Origin of the sequence: Yinghuangia seranimata, assembly GCF_029953285.1 — a bacterium.
GTDB lineage: Bacteria > Actinomycetota > Actinomycetes > Streptomycetales > Streptomycetaceae > Yinghuangia > Yinghuangia seranimata.
The window spans coordinates 179,281-199,176 of record NZ_JASAOI010000007.1; the positions used below are offsets into that span (position 1 = coordinate 179,281).

14 protein-coding genes are annotated in these 19,896 nt (G+C 72.8%); 4 read left to right on the forward strand and 10 right to left on the reverse strand.

Annotation, left to right across the window (positions count from 1 at the left end; genetic code table 11):
• Window positions 1-37: 37 nt before the first annotated feature.
• Both QI554_RS05200 and QI554_RS05205 read right to left on the reverse strand, forming a co-directional pair.
• Complete coding sequence (locus QI554_RS05200; RefSeq protein ID WP_281466325.1) at window positions 38-1,996, reverse strand: helix-turn-helix domain-containing protein; 1,959 nt, start codon at window positions 1,994-1,996, stop codon at window positions 38-40.
• 142 nt (window positions 1,997-2,138) lie between these two features.
• Complete coding sequence (locus tag QI554_RS05205) at window positions 2,139-2,933, reverse strand: 3-hydroxybutyrate dehydrogenase (RefSeq protein ID WP_281466327.1); 795 nt, start codon at window positions 2,931-2,933, stop codon at window positions 2,139-2,141.
• 301 nt (window positions 2,934-3,234) lie between these two features.
• Between QI554_RS05205 and helR the strand changes: the two genes are divergently transcribed.
• Window positions 3,235-5,391, forward strand: coding sequence for an RNA polymerase recycling motor ATPase HelR (gene helR / locus QI554_RS05210; RefSeq protein WP_425527915.1), 2,157 nt, complete (start codon window positions 3,235-3,237; stop codon window positions 5,389-5,391).
• A gap of 4 nt (window positions 5,392-5,395) precedes the next feature.
• On the opposite strand, the gene QI554_RS05215 is transcribed toward helR, so the two are convergent.
• Window positions 5,396-6,661: a tannase/feruloyl esterase family alpha/beta hydrolase gene (locus QI554_RS05215; RefSeq protein ID WP_281466331.1), complete on the reverse strand. Its 1,266-nt coding sequence runs from the start codon at window positions 6,659-6,661 to the stop codon at window positions 5,396-5,398.
• Between the two features lie 241 nt (window positions 6,662-6,902).
• Between QI554_RS05215 and QI554_RS05220 the strand changes: the two genes are divergently transcribed.
• The gene (locus QI554_RS05220) at window positions 6,903-8,546 is read left to right on the forward strand and encodes a hypothetical protein (protein ID WP_281466333.1); all 1,644 of its coding nucleotides are present in this window, start codon (window positions 6,903-6,905) and stop codon (window positions 8,544-8,546) included.
• Between the two features lie 26 nt (window positions 8,547-8,572).
• Here QI554_RS05220 and QI554_RS05225 read toward each other — a convergent pair whose 3' ends face one another.
• The 3 genes from QI554_RS05225 to QI554_RS05235 form a co-directional block, all read right to left on the reverse strand.
• Window positions 8,573-10,045, reverse strand: a complete 1,473-nt coding sequence (locus QI554_RS05225; protein ID WP_281466335.1) for a serine/threonine-protein kinase — start codon at window positions 10,043-10,045, stop codon at window positions 8,573-8,575.
• 483 nt (window positions 10,046-10,528) lie between these two features.
• On the reverse strand, window positions 10,529-11,149 hold the full coding sequence (locus QI554_RS05230) for a pyridoxamine 5'-phosphate oxidase family protein (RefSeq protein WP_281466337.1): 621 nt from the start codon (window positions 11,147-11,149) through the stop codon (window positions 10,529-10,531).
• Window positions 11,150-11,236: 87 nt separating this feature from the next.
• Window positions 11,237-11,563 carry a hypothetical protein gene (locus QI554_RS05235; RefSeq protein ID WP_281466339.1) on the reverse strand — a complete coding sequence of 109 codons (327 nt, stop codon included), beginning with the start codon at window positions 11,561-11,563 and terminating at the stop codon, window positions 11,237-11,239.
• A 115-nt stretch (window positions 11,564-11,678) separates the two neighbouring features.
• Between QI554_RS05235 and QI554_RS05240 the strand changes: the two genes are divergently transcribed.
• Window positions 11,679-12,575, forward strand: coding sequence for a PfkB family carbohydrate kinase (locus QI554_RS05240; RefSeq protein ID WP_281466341.1), 897 nt, complete (start codon window positions 11,679-11,681; stop codon window positions 12,573-12,575).
• A gap of 19 nt (window positions 12,576-12,594) precedes the next feature.
• Here QI554_RS05240 and QI554_RS05245 read toward each other — a convergent pair whose 3' ends face one another.
• The 3 genes from QI554_RS05245 to QI554_RS05255 form a co-directional block, all read right to left on the reverse strand.
• The gene (locus tag QI554_RS05245; protein WP_281466343.1) at window positions 12,595-13,215 is read right to left on the reverse strand and encodes a DUF459 domain-containing protein; all 621 of its coding nucleotides are present in this window, start codon (window positions 13,213-13,215) and stop codon (window positions 12,595-12,597) included.
• A 243-nt stretch (window positions 13,216-13,458) separates the two neighbouring features.
• Entirely contained in the window at window positions 13,459-14,301 is an 843-nt protein-coding gene (locus QI554_RS05250) for a hypothetical protein (RefSeq protein WP_281466345.1), read from the reverse strand.
• Window positions 14,298-14,852, reverse strand: a complete 555-nt coding sequence (locus QI554_RS05255) for a SigE family RNA polymerase sigma factor (protein WP_281466347.1) — start codon at window positions 14,850-14,852, stop codon at window positions 14,298-14,300. Before QI554_RS05255 ends, QI554_RS05250 begins: the two co-directional genes overlap by 4 nt.
• A gap of 417 nt (window positions 14,853-15,269) precedes the next feature.
• Between QI554_RS05255 and QI554_RS05260 the strand changes: the two genes are divergently transcribed.
• Complete coding sequence (locus QI554_RS05260; RefSeq protein ID WP_281466349.1) at window positions 15,270-17,276, forward strand: APC family permease; 2,007 nt, start codon at window positions 15,270-15,272, stop codon at window positions 17,274-17,276.
• Here the strand turns inward: QI554_RS05260 and QI554_RS05265 are convergent.
• Window positions 17,264-19,894, reverse strand: a complete 2,631-nt coding sequence (locus QI554_RS05265) for a serine/threonine-protein kinase (RefSeq protein WP_281466351.1) — start codon at window positions 19,892-19,894, stop codon at window positions 17,264-17,266. The two genes, QI554_RS05260 and QI554_RS05265, sit on opposite strands and share 13 nt — an antisense overlap.
• Window positions 19,895-19,896: the final 2 nt, after the last annotated feature.

The window sequence follows — 19,896 nt, forward strand, 5'->3', positions numbered from 1 at the left end:
CACGCGCCGACGAGGACCCCCAAGTCCCCCGGCAGGCTCAGCCTCCGGCCTCGGCTCCTCGCTCCGAGACCTCCAACAGTCGCAGCGCCACCTGCAGTTCGAGCCCCCGCTGCGGTTCGTTCCAGCCCGCGCCGAGCAGTGCCTCGATGCGGTCGAGGCGCTGCACGACCGTGTTCACGTGGATGTGCAGCTCGTCCTTGGCGCGGGTCAGGCTGCCGCCGGAGGCGAAGTACGCCCGGAGTGTGCGCACCAGCTCGGTGCCACGCCGCGCGTCGTACTCCAGGAGCGGCCCGAGCGCGTCGCCGACGAAGTGTCCGACATCCTGCCGGTTGCCCAAAACCACACCCAGGAAGCCGAGTTCGGAGGCACACGCCCCGTCCCCGGAACGCCCCAGCACCACCAGGGCCCGCAGGCACCGCGCCGCCTCGCCGTAGGCCTCGGCGATGCCGCGCGTCCCCGCCGCGGGCCCGGCCGCCGCAACCGTCACGGGCGAGCCGACGCGGTGTTCCAGCTGCACGGCGGCCCGCCGGGCCGCATCCCCCGGCGGGGTGCCGTCGTCCGGCAGAAGCAGCACCGTCGATCCGGCGTGCTGCGCGGTCACACCACCGCAGGCGAAGAGGAACTGCCGTGCCCGGGCGCCGAGTCGCTCCTGGCCCGCGCTCTCGGTGCCGGCGACCAGCACCAGGTGCGGCCGGTCGAGGTCGATGCCCGACCGCCGGGCACGCGCGGAGAGTGCCGCCGGGTCCCGGTCGGGGTCGGTGAGCAGGTCGGTGAGGAGTTCGCCGCGGACCCGGTTCTCGGTCTCGGCGACGGAGCGGCGCAGCAGCAGGAGCAACGCCGTTACGACGCTGGCCCGTTCGAAGACGCGCCGGTCCGGGTCGTCGAGTTCGGCGCGGTGCAGCACCAGGCTGCCGAGCGCCTCGGGCCCGGCGAGGATGGCGCAGATCCATGTGCCGTGGCGCGGCACCGCGCGGCCGAGGGCGTGGGACTCCTCGGTGGCCTGGACGAGCGCCGACCGCTCGGCCGCAGCGGGGTCCATGTCCGGTGCCGTGTCGGTGAGTTCGATGCCGTCGGTGTCGTGGATGGCGACGGGCGCGCTGAGCAGCGCCGCGACGGCGGCGGCCACCTCGGGCAGGTCGCCGCCGCGCAGTACGAGGTCGGTGAGCTTGTCGTGGGCCTCCTCGGCCCGCTGCACGGCCGCCGCGTGGGCCTGGATGACGGTGTTGGCCTCGGCGAGTTCGGCGAGGGCCGCGCGCGTGTCGGCCATGGCGCGGGCGGTGTCGATGGCGATGGCGGCGTGGGTGGCGAGCGAGCTCATCAGCGCGACCTCGTCGCTGCTGAACGCGCGCGGGCTGCGGTCGGCGGCCATCAGCACCCCGACGACCTTGCCGCCGTCGCCGCGCGTCGACCCGAGCAGCAGCGGTACGCCCAGGATGGCCACGAGCCCCTCGTCGAGCACGCCCGCGTCGATCTCGTCGACGTGCCTGAAGCGGGTGTCGGTGCGGTAGTCGGGCGTCGCGTACGGGCGGGCGGTCTGCGCGACGAGGCCGCCGAGGCCGACCCCGAGGCCGAGGCGCAGCCCCTGGAAGATCGGCGAGATCGACCCCTCGGTGACCCGCATGTAGGTGTCACCGGCCTCTTCGTCCGGGAGGGTGAGGTAGGCGGTGTCGGTGCCGAGCAGCATCCGGGCGCGCCGGACGATCGACCGCAGCACGGAGTCGAGGTCGCGCAGCGCGGCGAGGTCGCCGGCGGTGTCGAACAGCGCGGTCAGCTCGCGTTCGCGGCGGCGGTGCTGGCGCAGCGTGCCGCGGATGCGCAGCGCGTCGGCCGTGGCGCTGTCGAGTTCCGCGAGCGCCTCGGGCCCGGCTCCGGCGGCGCGGGCCTGGGCGGCGAGGGCGCGGAAGTCGTCGGCGGGGGCGTCCTCGGCGAGGAGTTCGAGGAGCCGGTGCATGAACCGCGCGGTGGGCCCGGGCGGCCCGGGGTGCTGCTGCGCCATGGTGTCCTGTCCGTCCGCCGGGCCGACGAGGGCCAAGGAGGGAGATGCGTGCGCGCCACCGTACGGTCCCCCTGCGTGGACGCGACATGGTGCCACGGCACATTCCTTGGCGTCAGCACATGGCGACGACCCCCACAAGTGGTCAGTGCGCCGTCCACCCGCCGTCCAGCGACAGCGAGGTGCCCGTGACGTAGCCCGCCTCCGCCCGGCACAGGTACAGCACCGCCGCCGCGACCTCCTCGGGCTCGATGAGCCGCTTGATCGCGGGGCGCTCCAGCATGATCTCCCGCACCACCTCGTCGCCGGAGATGCCGTGCGCGGCGGCCTGGGCGGCGATCTGGTTCTCGACGAGCGGGGTGCGGACGTAGCCGGGGCTCACGCAGTTGCTGGTGACGCCGTACGGCGCGCCTTCGAGCGCGGCGACCTTGCTGAGCCCCTCCAGCGCGTGCTTGGCCGCGACGTACGCCGACTTGAACGCGCTCGCGCGCAGCCCGTGCACCGAGGAGATGTTGACGACGCGGCCCCAACGCTGCACGTACATGTGCGGCAGCACGCGGCGCACGATGCGGAACGGCGCCTCGACCATGACCTTCTGGATGAGCGTGAACCGCTCGGCGGGGAACTCGTGGATGGGCGCGACGTGTTGCAGCCCGGCGTTGTTGACGACGATGTCGACGCGCTCGGGCAGCGTCTCGACGGCGTCCGGGTCGGCGAGGTCGACGGCGTGCGCGGTGCCGCCGATCGCGTGGGCGACGGCCTTGGCCTCCTCGGCGGCGATGTCGACGACGTGGACGTGCGCGCCCGCCGCGGCGAGGGCGACGGCGCACGCCCGCCCGATCCCGCTCGCCGCCCCGGTCACCAGCGCGACGCGTCCGGTGAGGAACCGGTCGGTCGTGTGGGTGGGCGAACCGTCGTCTGTGATCGCGCTGGATTCCATGGCCACACCGTAGGAATCGCGCCGCGCCGGGCACACGGGGCGCGGCACCACAGTTGCGCGCCGGACGGTGGTCGGTGGAACCATGCCCGGACCCGCTCGCGAATCGCAAGCGGAGGCGGAAGCGGAGGCGAAGGCGAAGGCAGAGGAAGAGGCGGAAACAACGAAGGCAAGGAGCGACTTGCACTCCTTGCCACTCTCAACTTATAGCGCACAGGGGGCCTTGCGGCAAGGCCCCGGTGGTGCCGCACAATCGTCGACCTGAAGCCAAAAGCGACCGAAACAGGGGATCTGTACCTTGCGAGTGCTTTCGTCCGATGTGTTCGACCTGCCCGCCCGACTCTCCGCCAAGGCCGACCCCGCGCTGACCGCCGGCGACGAGCGGCACTTCGCGGCCCTCGCGGACGCCGTCGCGCAGCAGGTCGCCGAGCTGTCCGACCGCCTCGACCAGGCGCGTAAGGCTCCCGGCGGCGCGGGCCGGGAGGCGATGGACCGCGACGCCGAGGTCTACCGGCTCACCAGCCGCCTGCGCGCGCTGCGCCGCTTCGGCCTGGACCTGTGCCTGGGCCACATGGTCGGCGCGGACGGCGGCGAGCCGGTCTACATCGGACGCCTCGGCATCACCGACAGCGCCGGCCGCCGCCTGCTGCACGACTGGCGCTCCCCCGCCGCCGAGCCGTTCTTCGCCGCCACCCACGGCGACCCGATGGGCCTGGCCACCCGCCGCCGGTACCGGTGGACGCGCGGCCGCGTCACCGACTACTGGGACGAGGTGTTCACGCCGGACCAGCTCGACGCGGGCCGCGCCGCGCTCGACGACCAGTCCGCGTTCATCGCGAGCCTCGGCGCCGACCGCTCGCCGCGCATGCGGGACGTCCTCGCCACCATCCAGGCCGACCAGGACGCGATCATCCGGGCGGGCTCGCGCGGCGCGCTGGTCGTCGACGGCGGCCCCGGCACGGGCAAGACGGTCGTCGCGCTGCACCGCGCCGCGTACCTGCTCTACTCCGACCCGCGCCTGGGGCAGCACCGCCGCGGCGGCGTGCTGTTCGTCGGCCCGCACCAGCCGTACCTGGCCTATGTATCCGACGTACTGCCCAGCCTCGGCGAGGAGGGCGTCCAGACGTGCACCGTCCGGGACCTCGTCCCCGAGGGGGCGGGTGCCGGGGTCGAGGCCGACCCCGAGGCGGCGCGCCTGAAGGCGTCCGCGGACATGGTGAAGGCCGTCGAGAAGGCCGTGCGCTTCTACGAGGAGCCGCCCACCGAGGGCATGGAGGTCACCACCGACTGGTGCGACACCTGGCTGAGCGCCGACGACTGGGCCGAAGCGTTCGGCGCCGTTGAGCCGGGCACGCCGCACAACGACGCGCGCGAGCGGATCTGGGAGGAGCTCGTCACGATCCTCACCGACAAGTACGAGGGCGACGCGTCCCCCGATCTGTTCCGCCGGGCACTCGAGCACAACGACGAGCTGACCGGCGCCCTCAACCGGGCGTGGCCGCTGCTCGACCCGGCCGACCTCGTCGGCGACCTGTGGACGGTGCCGGCCTACCTGCGCATGTGCGCGCCGTGGCTCACCCCCGACGAGGCGAAGCGGCTGCGGCGCGTGGACGGCCAGGCCTGGACGCTCTCCGACCTGCCGATCCTGGACGCCGCCCGGCAGCGCCTCGGCGACCCCAAGGCCGTGCTGCGCAGGCGCCGCCGCGAAGCCGCCGTCGCCGCCGAGCGCGAGCGCATGGCCGGCGTCATCGACAACATCCTCGCCGCCGACCTGGACGGCGAGGGCGCGGTGAGGATGCTGCACGGGCAGGACCTCAAGGACAGCCTGGTCGACGAGGGAGCGCTGCCCGGCGGCGAAGCGGACCCGCTGGACGGTCCGTTCGTGCACATCGTGGTGGACGAGGCGCAGGAACTGACCGACGCGGAATGGCAGATGCTGCTGCTGCGCTGCCCGTCGCGCAGTTTCACCGTCGTGGGCGACCGGGCGCAGGCCCGGCACGGCTTCGCGGAGTCGTGGCGGGAGCGGCTGGAGCGCATCGGCCTCGACCGGGTCACGCTCGCCTCCCTGTCCGTCAACTACCGGACGCCGGAAGAGGTCATGGCCGAGGCCGAGCCGGTGATCCGGGCCGCGCTGCCGGACGCGAACGTGCCGACATCCGTGCGGACTTCGGGCATCCCGGTGGTCCACGGCGCGGCGGCCGACCGGGACGCGGTCCTGGAGGCGTGGCTGGCCGAGCACGCCGAGGGCACGGCCTGCGTGATCGGCGACCCGTCGTTCGAGGAGACCTCCCGGGTGCGCTCGCTGACGCCTGAGCTGGCGAAGGGGCTGGAGTTCGACCTGGTCGTCCTCGTCGACCCGGACGCGTTCGGCGGCGGGATCGAGGGCGCTGTCGACCGCTACGTCGCGATGACGCGCGCCACGCGGCAGCTGGTCGTCCTGACCGGACCGGCAGCCGCTTAGCGGGTCACCACGTGCGGATGTCGGAGTCGTCGACCTCGTCGCCCCAGGCGACGGTGCGGCTGGACGGCGGCTCCGTCCCGCGCTCGACCCAGTCCTCGAGGGCGGCGAACACGGCCTTGTAGGCGGGCAGGAGCGGGCGCAGCCGGCCGGGGAACAGGTCGCAGAAGCCGTCCACGTGGTTGCCGCCTTCGATGCGGTACTGGCGGTGCAGGTGGCCGCGTCCCGCGGCGGCGACGAGTTCGGCGTACGCGTCGGAGTGCAGTTGGATCGGCAGCAGCGCGTCGAGGGTGCCGTGAAAGGACAGCAGCGGCTTCCCGATCGCGCCGGTCAGCTGGACGCGGGCGACGGCGTCGTGGACCGCGGCCGGGCGGCTCGCGTAGTCGTAGGCGGCGTCGCTGCCGGGCTGCCCGGGGCCGGCGAACGGGACACCGGTGCTCGGCAGGCCGGGGCCGGGATGGTCCGGGTCGAAGACGGCGCGGTAGGTGCGCTGCGTCAGGTCCCAGTACGCCTGGTGGTGGACCTCCCAGAGGAACTCCGAGCCGGGCGGGAGGCCCGCCTCGATCAGGCGGGCGTGTGCCTCGGTGTCGCCGCCGTCCCGGTAGCGCGGATAGTCGGCGAGCACCGCCGGCAGGTAGGAGAACAGGTTGGGGCCCTGGGCGCGCCACAGCGGGCCCTCCCAGTCCACGCCGCCGTCGTACAGCTCGGGGTGGCGTTCGAGCTGGACGCGGGCCAGGTAGCCGCCGTTCGAGATGCCGACCACGTACGTGCGCTCGGGCGCGCTTCCGTAGTGCCGCTCGACGGCGACCCGTGCTGCGACGGCCAGTTCGCGCAGCCGCCGGGTCCAGTCGACGAGGGCGTCGCCGGGGTGGTCGCCCGCTGTGTGGAAGTCGAGGCCGGAGTTGCCCTTGTCGGTCGCCGCATAGGCGTAGCCGGCGGCGAGGGCGTCGTCGGCGATGAGCCGGTCGGTGGCGTACTGCCGCCGGATCCCGGGCGCGGCGGTGACCAGCAGCTTGCCGTTCCACGTGTCGGGCAGGCGCAGCACGAACTGGGCGTCGTGGTCCCAGCCGTGGTGCGTGTTGAGCTTGCCCGCGGCCGGGAAGTACCCGTCGACCTGGATTCCGGGCACCGGGCCGCGAGGCGGCGGCGTGTCGGCGGCGTGCAGGTGCTCCCAGTCCTCGCGCACGGTGTGGCCGCTCGCCAGGGTGCCGGCGGTGGTCAGGTCGTCCAGCCGTACGGCCTGCTGGTGCTCGGCCCCAGGCATGTCGGCCATCGCCGGCTCCTTTCGCGGGAAGGTGGTGCATACAACGACGCGGAGGTATCCGGACGACGCTACGGCGCCGGCGCGCGCCCGGTCCATGGTGCCGGTCGCCACGCGTCCCGCCCTCGGCATGGCGATCGAGGCCACTGCTCCGAACGGATGTCCGTGGCGGCGGGTCGCGGCGGGTGGGGTGCCCCGCCCCGCGACGGCCGGGACACTGGACGGACACCGGCCGAGCGTCGCGGGAGGCCCCATGTCCGACACGCACGCGGGGAACACGAGCCGGCGGACGGGGCGCCAGGCCGTCGTCATCGTGCACGGCATGGGCGAGCAGCGCCCCCTCGACGCGCTGACCGGCTTCATCAACGCGGGCCTGCCGCCGGACGACGGGAACCACCGGCTGTACTACTCCCGCCCAGACATCGTCGGCGGCGGCTACGACTCACGGCGCTTCCTCGCCCCCGCCACCGCCGACCGCCCGCAGACGGAGTTCTTCGAGTACCACTGGGCGCACCTCATGCAGGGCAACCGGCTGCGCGACATGCGGTCGATCACGCGCCGCCTCCTGCTGCGGCCGCCGTGGCGCGTGCCGGCCGGGCTGCGCCTCGCGTGGCTGCTGATCTGGCTGCTGGGTATCGCGCTCGCGTGCATCATCGCGATCGGGCCGATCCACGACGAGCTGCTGCAGACGTGGGAGGACGCGTACGCGTGGCTGCTCGGGCTGGCCGGCGGCGCCCTGCTCATCCTCGTGCTGGCGTTCCTGCTTGGCCACATCGGCATGTTCATCCCGGGCATCCTCACCAACAGCTTCGCCGACGTCGTGCGCTACCTCGACACCACGCCGCGGTCGTACGAGGTGCGCCGGCAGATCCGCAAGGGCTTCGTCGACCTGCTGGAGAACCTGCACACGTCGCGGTACGGCGGCAACCCGCGCTACCAGCGGATCGTCATCGTGGCCCACAGCCTCGGCGCGTACATCGCGTACGACGGCATCAGTTACCTGTGGAGCACCATGAACACCCGTGCCCGCCAAGGGGCTTCGGGGGCGCCGGACGGGCTGCGCGGACTGGAGGCGGCGGCCAGGTGGCTGGACGAGGACTCGGAGGAGGCCCGGCAGACGTACCGCAGGGCGCAGTACCGGCTGTGGACCGGGCTTCGGGCCCAGGGCAACCCGTGGCTGATCACGGACTTCGTGAGCGTCGGAACGCCGATGTACTTCGCGGACGTGCTCGCCGAGCGCACCCCGAAGCGGTTCGCGACCCGGGTCCGCAGGCGCGAACTGCCCACCTGTCCGCCGCAGAACGAGGAACGGGCCGGCGACACCGCGCCGCCGCACTACTCGTACTCCTGGCGGGGTCGTGAAGTTCTGTACGGGGCGGCCCCGTTCGCGGTCGTGCGGTGGTCGAACCTGTGGTTCCCCTCGGCGCCGCGCTGGTTCGGGGCCACCGGCGACTGGTTCGGCGGGCCGCTCCGGCCGTTGTTCGGCGACGGCGTGCACGACGTGCGGGTGACCGGCAACAGACCGAAGCGCTGGATCCCGGCGTTCGCGCACGGCTGGTACTTCAAGTTCCCGGACGACCACCACCCCGACTCCATCACCGCACACCTGAAGACGGCACTCGACCTGGGCGACACCCACGCGCACGACCCGTGGCTGCGCCCCACACGGGACCAGATCGACACCGCCCGGCACCTGTTGCACGAGGCCGGCTTCTCCTGCCGCCGCATGACGCGCAAGCACGTCGACCTGACGGACCCGAGGGAGCCGGTGCCGCGCCAGTCGGTCCGGGACTGGCTTTCGTCCATGACGCGCTCTCAACTCGCGTGCCTGATCGAAGACTTGAACTGGCGCGTGAAGCGGAAGAAGGTCGGGACGCTGCTGGACCCGGAGGAGTAGCGCCCTCCACCCGATTCCGCCGAGCGTCACGCCCCGGTCCGGCGGCACCATCGCGCGCTGGACCCCAGAGTGGCCGTCACCGCCGCGCCGGCCGCCAACGTGGCCGTCGGAAGGGCGACCCCCAGGATGAGGAAGCCGGGTGGCGTGTCCAACGTCAGCTTCGCGCCTCCTCCGAAGGCGAAGTACTGCACGATCAGGCTGCCGCTGTGGAACGCCGCCAGGCTCGCGGTCGCCACCAGCATCCGGCGTCCTCGTTCGCTGCGCTGGGACAGGCGCCACGCGCCGATCGCGACCAGAACCGCCTCGGCGACGGCCACGACCAGGTTGACCGAGATCACGCCCTTGGGTGCCCCTCGCTCGTCGAGCAGACCGAAGAACTTGACCACCAGATAGAGGATTCCGGGCACGCACAACCCCGCGAGGGTGACCGCAGTCTTCGCGCTGCGCCCGCCGTCCCGGTCCGGAGCCGTCCAGTTCGGCGTGTAGGGGCCGGGCGGCTGCGCCCACCCGTTCACCGGCGGCTGGGGCGGTCGGGGAGGCGGAACGTCGTAGCCGGGTCCGACCGTGGTGCCCCCGCGCGGTGTGGGCGGCGGGGCGTTCCGCCACGTCGGGACCGCGGCCTCGGGCACGGCCGACGCAGGTACGGCAGAGGCAGGCGTGTGTTCGAGCTTCCGCAGCGCGACGGCGAGTTCGGCGGCGCTGCCGTACCGCCGGTCGGGGTCCTTCTGCAGCAGCCTCAACACCAGTTCGTCCCACGCGGCCGGTACGCCGGGAGCCACCGAGCCGGGGGCGGGCGGCGGTTCGGTGAGATGGGCCGTCAGAAACCCGACCGTGTCCGGGGCCTGGAACGGCAGGCGGCCGGTGATCAGCTCGAACAGCAGGCAGCCGAGCGCGTACAGGTCACTGCGCGCCTCGGCGAACCCGCGTGCCTGCTCCGGCGCCATGTACGACGGCGTGCCCACGATGAAGCCGGTCTGGGTGAGGCGCTCGGAGGTCGCACCGGGATCGGCCGCACGCGCGATCCCGAAGTCGAGGACCTTCACCATGCCGGACGGCGTGACGATGACGTTGGACGGCTTGATGTCCCGGTGCATCACCCCGGCCTCGTGCGCGTCGGCCAGCGCGTCGCAGATCTGCGCGCCCCACCAGGCCGCCTCCGGGAGCGTGACGCCGCGGCGCCGCACGATGACGTCGAGACCCTCGCCCCGGACCAGTTCCATGACCAGGAAGGGCGCGTTGCCGTCGTCGGAACCGGTCTCGCCGAGGTCGTGGACGGTCACGATGTTCGGATGCTGCAGCCGGGCCGTGAGCCGCGCCTCGCGCAGGAACCTGCCCCGCGACTCGGCGCCGCGGCTCCCGCCGCCGGCGAGCAGCGAGATCACCTTGACCGCGACGCTCCGGTCCAGCGACTCGTCCCGCGCCTCCCACACCTCCCCCATGCCGCCCTCGCCGAGCTGCCGGACCAGGCGGTAGCGGCCTCCCAGAACTTCGCCCTGCACTCCTGCGCCTCCCCGTGGTGAACTGCGGTGCGACGACGCGGGCGCACGCCCCCGGCATCCGGCCGGAGCGTAGCAACGCGCCATGGACGACGGGGGAAACGATGGAACTCATCTGCGGGCACGACGAACCTCCCTACGGCTCGCCGCTCTGCGCGCACATCACGGCGAAGTGGACGGAGTCGAAGACGGCACTCGACTACTTCACCCGGTACACCGGCGTGGGGGTGACGACCGAACGCGTCTGCGAGCAGTGCCGGGACCTGCTCGCCGAGGGCGGGACGGTCACCACGGACCGTATGTGCGAGGACTGCTTCCGCGAGGTCGAAGGCTGCGTTCTGCAGGGCGCGTTGGGGGCGCCGGAGGTGCGGGAGCGTATTACGGAGATCGACTCCAGCTCGTCGAGTTCGACGGCATCCGCCTCATACGCTGGCGGACCGAGCAGGGCCCGCGGGCGGCGGTGTCGGACCAGTAGCGGCTACGGGGTCACCCAACCTTCGCCCGCAGTTCGGCGTTCTGCCGTTCGAGGTCGGTGACGCGCTGCTGGAGGCTGCGGATCGTGTGCTCGACGACGTCGCGCGGGAACAGCTGCGGGATGTGCTGGCGGCAGTTCCAGTCGTACGCCTCGACGTCGATGAGCAGCGCCCGTTCGACCTTCGCGGGGTAGCCGGCGGGCGTGAGCGCGGCGATCAGGTCCGGGTCGTCCGCGGCCTCGACGGCGCGGGCGCGGCCGAAGACCTTCATGCGGGTCCGGGTCGTGTAGTCCATGAGGAACAGCGAGACGCGGTCGTCGTGGTCGAGGTTGCCGCGGCTGATGTACTGCCGGTTGCCGCGGAAGTCGGCGAAGCCGAGCGTGTGCGCGTCGAGGACGTGGAGGAACCCGGGCGGCCCGCCGCGGTGCTGGATGTACGGCCAGCCGCTCTCGCCGACGGTGGACATGTAGAAGCTGTCCCGGTCGGCGATGAAGGCGGCCTCGTCGGGCCCGATGAGGTCGGCGACGGGCGGGGCGGCGTCGGCCATGCGCGCGTACGAGTCGCGGCTGCCGTGCCGTTCCTGGTGCCGCTGGACGTCGGGGGTGAAAGCGATCTGCGCGTAGCGGCTGGTCACGGCGTTCCTCCGAGAGCCGGCAGTTAATGTCTGATGCAGAGAATAACCGTTACATCGATCGATGCATTCCCGTGCCGCGTCGCCATTTCAGAACGGCACGAAGCCGTCCGCCAGGTCGAGCTCGAACGGCCCACCCGGCACGGCCGGGTCCCAGCCCCGGCCGAGCGCGAGCCGGACCGCCCGGGCGACGTCCGCAGGCGTGACGGCGTGCGCCGGCCGGCCGACGAAGTTGCCCGCGTGGGCGTGGGCCGTCGTGACGACGAGGACGCGCCCGGGATCCTCGGCGCGTTCGACCACATAGGCGCACGGCCGCCACGCCATGCCGCGCACGTACGTCGGCCGGCCCCGCAGCATCCAGCGGTACGCGGTGCCGTCGACGACGATCCGCCGTGTGCTCTTGCGCGCCAAGGTCACGTGTCCCCCATTCCGTCCACCCCTGACCTGCCGTCCCACGGCCGCCCGCCGGGCATCGCCGCGTCCGCCGACGGGTAGCGTCGGAGGCATCGCCCACCGTACGCAGGAGACCGCCGTGCCGCCGACACCCCGTGCGCTGTTCGTCGGGTTGTGCACGCTCGACGTCATCCAGTCCGTCGACCGCGCGCCCGGCCCGAACGAGAAGGTCGTCGCGCTGCGCCAGACCGTCGCGGCGGGCGGCCCGGCCGCGAACGCCGCCGCCACCTGCGCGGCGCTCAATGGGCAGGCGACCCTCGTCACGGCCCTCGGCCGGCACCCGCTCGCCGCCGGTGCCCGAGCCGACCTCGCCGGGCTCGGCGTCCGCATCATCGACACCGACCCGACCCGCGACGACCCGCCGGCGATCTCCTCGGTGCTAGTGGACGCGGCCAGCGGCGACCGCGCCGTCGTCTCCACCAACGCCTCGGGCGCCGAACCCGAGGTCCCGGAAGCCCTTCCCGACGAGATCGCCGCAGCGCGCGTCCTCCTCGTGGACGGCCACCACATGGACCTCGCCCACGCCGCCGCCACCGAGGCCCGAAACGCAAGCCGCCTCGTGCTCTTCGACGGCGGCAGCTGGAAGGACGGCACGGAGGAACTGCTCTCCCACGTCGATGTCGCGGTCTGCTCGGCGGACTTCCGTCCACCGGGCGCGGCCTCGACCGACGAGGTCCTCGCGTTCCTCCTCGCCCGGGGCGTCGCCTTCGCCGCCGTCAGCCGAGGCCCGCTGCCCATCCGCTGGCGCACCCGCACCACCCACGGCGACCTGCCGGTCGCCGCCGCCCGCGTCGTCGACACCGTCGGCGCCGGCGACGTCCTCCACGGCGCCCTCGCCTACGCCCTCGCCGCCCGCCCCGAACACCCCTTGACCGACGACGAGTTCACCGCCGCCCTGAGCTTCGCCTCCACGACAGCGAGCCGCTCCTGCACGGCCTTCGGCACCCGCGAGTGGATGACCATCGAGCACGTGTGAGACCGCGTCAGACAGTAGGTCAGCCTGTCAGGCCGTCGAGCCAGGGCCACCAGCCGCCTGTTGTGACGAGGTCGGCGAGCATGTCGTAGCCGGCCGGGTCGCAGTGGGCGCCGTCGCCGTAGCGGGTGATGCTGGACCACCATTCGGGGCGTTCGTCGAGGGCGTGGAAGACGGGGATGAACGGGGCGCCCTGGGCGGCGCATTCAGCGGCGTAGGCGTCGGTCAGGGTGCCGATGTCGTCGCGGCCGCCGTCGTGCGGGATCGGTGCGGGGCCGACCACGAGGGTGGGCCAGCCCGCGTCGCGGGCGTCGGTCAGGACGGTGCGGAGGTTGGCGACGCTGTCCGCGAGGCCGACGCGGGGGCGGCCGTTCTCGTGGGTCGTGTCGTTGACGCCGAACGAGAACACCACGCCGTGCGCGTCGCCGCCGGTCGTGAGACGGGGCGCGGCCTCGGCGTACCAGCGGGCGGCGATGTCGGCGGAGGTCTCGCGGCGCACCCCGAGGTTGTACGCGACCAGGTCGTAGCCCTTGCGTCGAGCCTCGCCCGCGACACGTCCGGCCCAGCCGCCGCGGTCGACGTCTCCGACGCCTTGCGTGAACGAGTCTCCGACGAAGCAGATACGCAGATCGGGCGTGCTCATGAGGGTGTCCGTCCCGCTTTCCGGCCCGGTCCAGGTTGCCGACGGCCCGGCGCCGCTCGTCCGATGGTGATGTTGATGTCGGTGCCAGACGCTAGCGGGGGGCGAGGGTCCGCGGCTCGCGATTTATACCCCCGGGTCCAGGTCGTCGCCCCATCCATGCACAACCTTTGGCCGCGCATGGATGGCGGACACGACGCGCCGGTGCAGGCGGTCCGCAGATCGGCCTCGGTCGGCCCGCGTCTATCAGCGGGTTGCTCGGGTGGGGCTCGCCGACAGGTTCGGGGAGCCGGGGGTCCACGGCGGGGGGCCGCCGGAGAAGTCGGCCGGGTCGGGCTCGGGGACCGTCTCGCCCGGTGCGGGCGACCTCGGGACGCCGGCGGTCGCTCGCGTGATGACCGAGCCGTCGGCGGCGTAGACCGTCACGGTGGACACAGTGGCGAAACGGTAGTGCTCCCGGTCGGCCGATTTTGACGGCGGTACATAGAAGACGGACCATCCAGGCGTGCCCGGCAGGGTGACGACCGAAGCGACGTAGATGCGGCCGTCCAGGTCGATGACGGCGCCAGCGGCGGGCGTGTGGCCGAGGTAGACGACGCCGCCCAGCAGCAGGAGTCCATCGACGTCGGGCCGTTCCATCACGTAGGCCGAGATGGCGGGACGGTCGACGCTCTCGGCGGGACGGTGCTTCGACGGGCGCATGTCAACCACGGTGGTGGCCCCGGTCGGCCGCTTGATGTCGGCGCGGTCCGCGTACATCGTGAACACGTAGCCCGCCCCGACCTCGAAGTGCTCGCCGGGCTGCAGCACGCGCACCGGCGCGAACGACGGTGCGGCCGTCGGCACCCGTGGCACCGCCACGGTCGCCGCGGGACGGGTGTGGGAGGGCGTGAGGCCGGGCACCGCCGCCACCACGCCCACGACCCCGGCCAGCACCGACACGGCGGTGCCGGTCCACACGCGGCGCCTGCGTACGCGCAGGGCACGGCCTCGGGCGACCACCCGTTCCACCGGCGGGGGCGTCGTGTCGCGATGGGCGTCGACCCCGTTCAGGGCGCCGCGCAGCAGTTCCTCGTCCGTCAGGGTCATGTCGTCACCGTCTTCGGAGTGCTCGGGTTTATGGGCCGGGCCGGCTCACGCAGGGCGGCCAAGGTGCCATCCGCCCGCAACGTGGCGATGGCGCGGGCGCTCTGGCTGCGCACGGTCGACGCCGTGGTGCCCAGCACCGCCGCCGCCTGCGCGGGGCTCATGTCCTCGAAGAAGCAGAGCACCAGGACCGTCCGCTGGCGGCGCGGCAGACGGGTGAGCGCGCCGACCAGCGCGTCCCGGGCGTCGACCTGCCCGGTGGCGTCGTCGTGCACAGGTTCGGGCACGCGCGGGGACAGCAGTTCGCGCAGCCTCGTGCGGCGCAGGCGTGTCGCGTGTGTGTTGACGAGGATGCGCCACACGTACGCGTCGATCTGGTCGCTCTTCTCGACCTTGTCCCATTTGACGTACGCGCGGCTGAGCGCGGCCTGCACCAGGTCCTCAGCGTCGTGGTGGTTGCCCGTCAGCAACCTCGCCGCCCTCAGCAGCCGCGGCCAGCGACTCGCCATGAAGGCCCGGAAATCCTCGTCCGTGTTCTTGGGGCCGGTGGTCATCGCAACGCCGCCTCTGGCCGCGCTGCGGTGCATCTGATCGGTCTCATGCCGTCCCCCGTGGCGTGTTCGCGTTTGGGCTACCTGTCCGTACGACGCCCGGAGAGCACCAAAGTGCTGCTCGCGTCCGCGGTCGGCAGCGGTCTCACCCACAGCTCGCGGCCTTGACACAGCGTCAGATGTTGCGGAGCAGGAGCGTTTCCTCAACGCAGCCCCGACGCCGTCAACGTCAATCTTGACGGCTTCCTAACGCCGGGTGGTCCGGAGGCCTTCGCGGCGCGACCTAGTCTGCTTTCGCCCCCTTCGGATCTTCGGCGTCGCACGCGGCGGCGGAGGTCCGGCGGAGCGCCGGGCTCCGGCCCGACACAGCGGCTCTGGCGGCGGCACGAACCCTCACCCCCGACAGGAGACCGCACCACCATGGCTGCGCCCGTGAAACCGTCGCGCCTGCGCGCGTGGCTGCTGGAAGACCAGGCCGAGATAAGCAAGCACCACACGCCTCGCGCCGAACCGGCCAGGCTCGCCGACCGGGCGAAGCAGCAGGCCGAACCGGCCCAGCCTCCCGCCGAGGAGGCCGCGGACCACGGTGACGAGGCCCGCCCCTGGTGGCGGGTGATGTGCCTCACCGGCCTCGACTACTTCTCCACGCTCGGCTACCAGCCGGGGATCGCCGCGCTCGCCGCCGGTCTCCTCTCGCCGCTCGCCACGATCGTCCTCGTCGCCCTCACCCTCTTCGGCGCGCTCCCGGTCTACCGCCGGGTGGCGGAGGAGAGCCCCCACGGCGAGGGCTCGATCGCGATGCTCGAGCGGCTGCTGTCGTTCTGGAAGGGCAAGCTGTTCGTCCTGACCCTGCTCGGGTTCGCCGCGACGGACTTCCTGATCACCATCACCCTCTCCGCCGCCGACGCGACCGCGCACATGGTGGAGAACCCGCATCTGACCAGCACGCTCAGCGGCCACGAGGTGCTCATCACGCTGCTGCTGGTCGCACTGCTGGGGGCGGTGTTCCTCAAGGGCTTCGGCGAGGCCATCGGCCTGGCCGTCGTGCTGGTGTTCTCGTACCTCGTCCTAAACGCGGTCGTCGTCGCGAACGGCCTGTGGCACGTCTTCCAGAACCCGCAGCTGGTCACCGACTGGCGGCACGCGCTGGTGGCCGAGCGCGGCAGCATATGGACGATGATCGCCGTGTCGCTGGTGGTCTTCCCCAAGCTGGCGCTCGGCCTGTCCGGCTTCGAGACGGGCGTCGCGGTCATGCCGCACGTCAAGGGCGACCCGGGCGACGACCCGCGCCGACCCGCCGGGCGGATCCGCGAGACGAAGAAGCTGCTGACCACGGCCGCCGTGATCATGAGCGTGTTCCTGATCACCAGCAGCTTCATTACCACCGTGCTGATCCCCAAGGACGAGTTCAAGACCGGCGGCGAGGCCAACGGCCGCGCGCTGGCCTTCCTCGCGCACGAGAACCTCGGCTCCGGCTTCGGCACGGTCTACGACGTCTCCACGATCCTGATCCTGTGGTTCGCCGGCGCCTCCGCCATGGCCGGCCTGCTCAACCTCATGCCGCGCTACCTGCCCCGGTACGGCATGGCCCCGCAGTGGGCCCGGGCCGTCCGTCCCATGGTCATCGTGTTCATCCTCGTCGCGTTCCTGGTGACCTGGCTGTTCAACGCCGACGTCGACGCGCAGGGCGGCGCCTACGCCACCGGCGTCCTGGTACTGATCTCTTCCGCGGCGATCGCCGTGACGATCGCCGCCCACCGCGCGCGGCAGCGCGGCTGGACGATCGGCTTCGGCGTGATCTCCGCGGTGTTCCTCTACACGACCGCGATCAACGTCATCGAGCGCCCGGACGGCGTCAAGATCGGCGCGTGCTTCATCGCGGGGATCATGGCGCTGTCGCTGCTGTCCCGCCTCGTCCGCGCGTTCGAGCTGCGCGTGACGGACATGGAGCTGGACGACATGGCCCAGCGCTTCGTCCGCGACACCGCCAACCGCACGATCCGCTTCATCGCCAACGACCCGGGCACCCGGGACGAGGCCGAGTACCGCGACAAGGCCGAGCAGATCCGCGCCGACAACCACATCCCCCCGGGCGACGACATCGTGTTCGTCGAGGTCACCGTCCTCGACCCGTCGGAGTTCGAGGCCGGCATGCGGGTCAAGGGCGAGGTCCTGCACAACCGCTACCGGGTGCTGACGCTGGAGAGCTCGTCCGTCCCGAACGCCCTGGCCGCGCTGCTGCTGCACGTCCGCGACGCTTCAGGGCAGCTGCCGCACATGTACTTCGAGTGGACCGAGGGCAACCCGATCGCCAACTTCCTCCGGTTCTTCCTGTTCGGCCACGGCGAGGTCGCACCGGTCACCCGCGAGGTCATCCGCGAGGCCGAGCCGGACCGGTCCCGGCGGCCGCACGTTCACGTCGGCTGACGGGCCCCGTCCCGCGCCTGTGTGGCGAAGGCGAGCGCCACGGTCACCTGGGCCGCCGTCCGGACGACGGGGTCGGTGATGTCCTCGGCGGCCTGCCCGGCGGCGTCCGGGGCGGTCTCGGCAAGGTCCGCGACGACCTCGACGAGCAGCGGGTCCCGGTCCCGTCCGGGGAGTTCGGCGATGAGCTGGCGCGCGAGGGGCAGGTCGGTGCCGGCCAGCTCCCGGAGCGGAGCCCACGACTGGTCGACGTAGTTCCCGACCTCAGGGGGGCGCCGCACGATCTGCCACGCGTCGCGCACCAGGTCGCGAGCCCTGCCGACGTAGTCCGCGGCCACGGTCGCGGCCGCCTGCACAAGCGCCTTGGCCATGGTCAGGCGCTGCATGTCGCTCAGCGCCTTCCTGCCCGTCTGGGCCCGCTTCACCAACTGCTCGCACGCGTCGGGATCGATGGCCGCGATGTGTTCGGCCGCTTGCACCAGGGTCCAGGTCGTCGCGCCGTCGCGGATGTGCGCGAGCGTCTGCTGGGCGGCCATCCGCCCCAGGTCCGAGTCGATGGGGAACGCGGCGCGCGCGAGCTCGCCGAGCGTGTCTGGGTTGTCGAGCCCGGCGTCGGGCACCGTCGCCCACGCGGCCTCGGCCCAGTGCCGGGCCTGGACCGGGTCGTTGTGCGCGACGGCGCGGGCCATACCGGCCAGCGTGGTGGCGCGCCGCGAGGGGTCGGCGATCCGCGACACCAGCCGGGCCGCACGCGCGGGGTCCACGGCCGCGGCGGCCACCGCGACCGCCGCCAGGTCCCTGGTGTCCGCGACGTCGGCGGTAATCCGTCTCCGAGCGGCGCCCAGACGCCAACGGCTGCCGCCGGTCGGTCCGGTGGCAGGGGCGCCACCCAAGCCCCAACGGCTGCCGCCGGTCTGTCCGGGGGCGCCTCCGGGTGCGGCGAGCGCTCGACCGGCGGCGTCGATCAGGAGCGCCGTCTCGCGGTGGCCGGCCTCGGCGGCGGCCTTGACGGCGTACTCCCAGCCGAAGCGGGACACGGAGTCGCGCGGAAGCCTGTCGAGGATCTCCGCCGCCCGCGCCGGATCGGTGCGGGCCACTTCGACGGCGGTCCAGCACAGCGCGGCTTCCCGGTCCTCGGCCTTCGGCAGGCGAAGCGCGGTCTGCTCGGCGAGGCCGGTCAGCCTCGCGGCGGCGTACGGGTCCGCGGCCCGACCCGCGCCTCCGAGTTCGGCCAGCAGGGAGGGCAGGACGAAGGCGTACTTCCGGTCGGGCGGCAGTTCGCGGGCGGCCGTTTCCACACCGCGCATGAGTGAACGGGCGGTCTCCGGTTCGGAGTCCGCGACCAGGCTCGCAAACCGGCTCAGTACGCGCAGGCGGTCCTTCCGTGCCTCGTCCACGAGTTCGGGATCGTGGATCCGTGCCATCAACGGCTCGGCAAGGTCGACGAGCCTGCGGACGAGGTCCGGTTCCGTCAGCTCGCCCGCGAGGTGCAGCAGCCACTCGGCGCGGCACTCCTCCCGGACGCGTGGGGCCAGCTCTTCGATGAGCCCGGGTGCGACCGCGCCGATCTCGGAGAGGGCGCCCTCCCTGGCGTCCGGGTCGCCGACGGACTCCGCTATGCGCAGGGCCCGCGCGATGTGGTCGCCGAACTCCGTTTCGGGGGAAGGCCGATGGGGGATCACCGACGGCACCCGCGGCGCGGGAGGCCGCTCAACACCCGGCTTCGCATCATCGCCCGGCTCCCCGTCCGGGCGCGGCTCGGCGTCCCGGGCCGGCTCCGTGCCCCGCCTCCGTTCCGCTTCCGACCGGTCGCGGCGCAGCATCACGACGGCCTCGTCGGTCGTCGGCCGCGCGTCCGGTGTCTTGTCCAGCATCCGCAGCACCGGATCGCACAGCCACCCCGCAGCGTCCGACAGGGGCGGATCCGCGGCGCCGATGGCGCGGATCGTCGCCATCATCGTGTCCCGCTTGAACGGCGATATGCCTTCCAGCAGTTCGTACACGGTCGCGCCGAGCGCCCAGATGTCGCCCGCGGGGGCGTCGGTGCCGTCGAAGCGCTCCGGCGCCATGTACTCCACGGTGCCGACGGTCAAGCCGGTCCGGGTGATCCGGGTGTCGTCGGAGTGCTTGGCGATACCGAAGTCGACGACCAGGACCCGCCCGTCCCGCGCCAGCATGACGTTCGACGGCTTGACGTCTCGGTGCACGATCCCGGCCGCGTGCGCGGCGGCTAGGGCGCGGGCGACGTGGCGGCCGATGCGCGCGGCGGAGTCCGGTGCGAACCGCTCGCCCGCGGCCAGGAGTTGCGCGAGCGAGGGGCCTTCCACCAGGTCCATGACCGTCCACGGGGTCCCGCTGTCGTCTTCGACGACGTCGTGGACGGCGACCACGTTGGGGTGGCTGCGCAGTACGGCCGCGTGGCGGGACTCCTTCGCCGCGTAGGCGAGGGCGGTCCGGCGTTCCTGGGATGTGGCGTGCGGGTCGACGACCAGCCGCTTGGCGGCGACGTCCACGTCGAGCCGCTGGTCCCGGGCACGCCAGACCTCGCCCATCCCGCCGCCGCCGAGGCGGGCGGCCAGACGATAGCGTCCGGCGATCACCGTGCCGACGGAGTACTCCACAG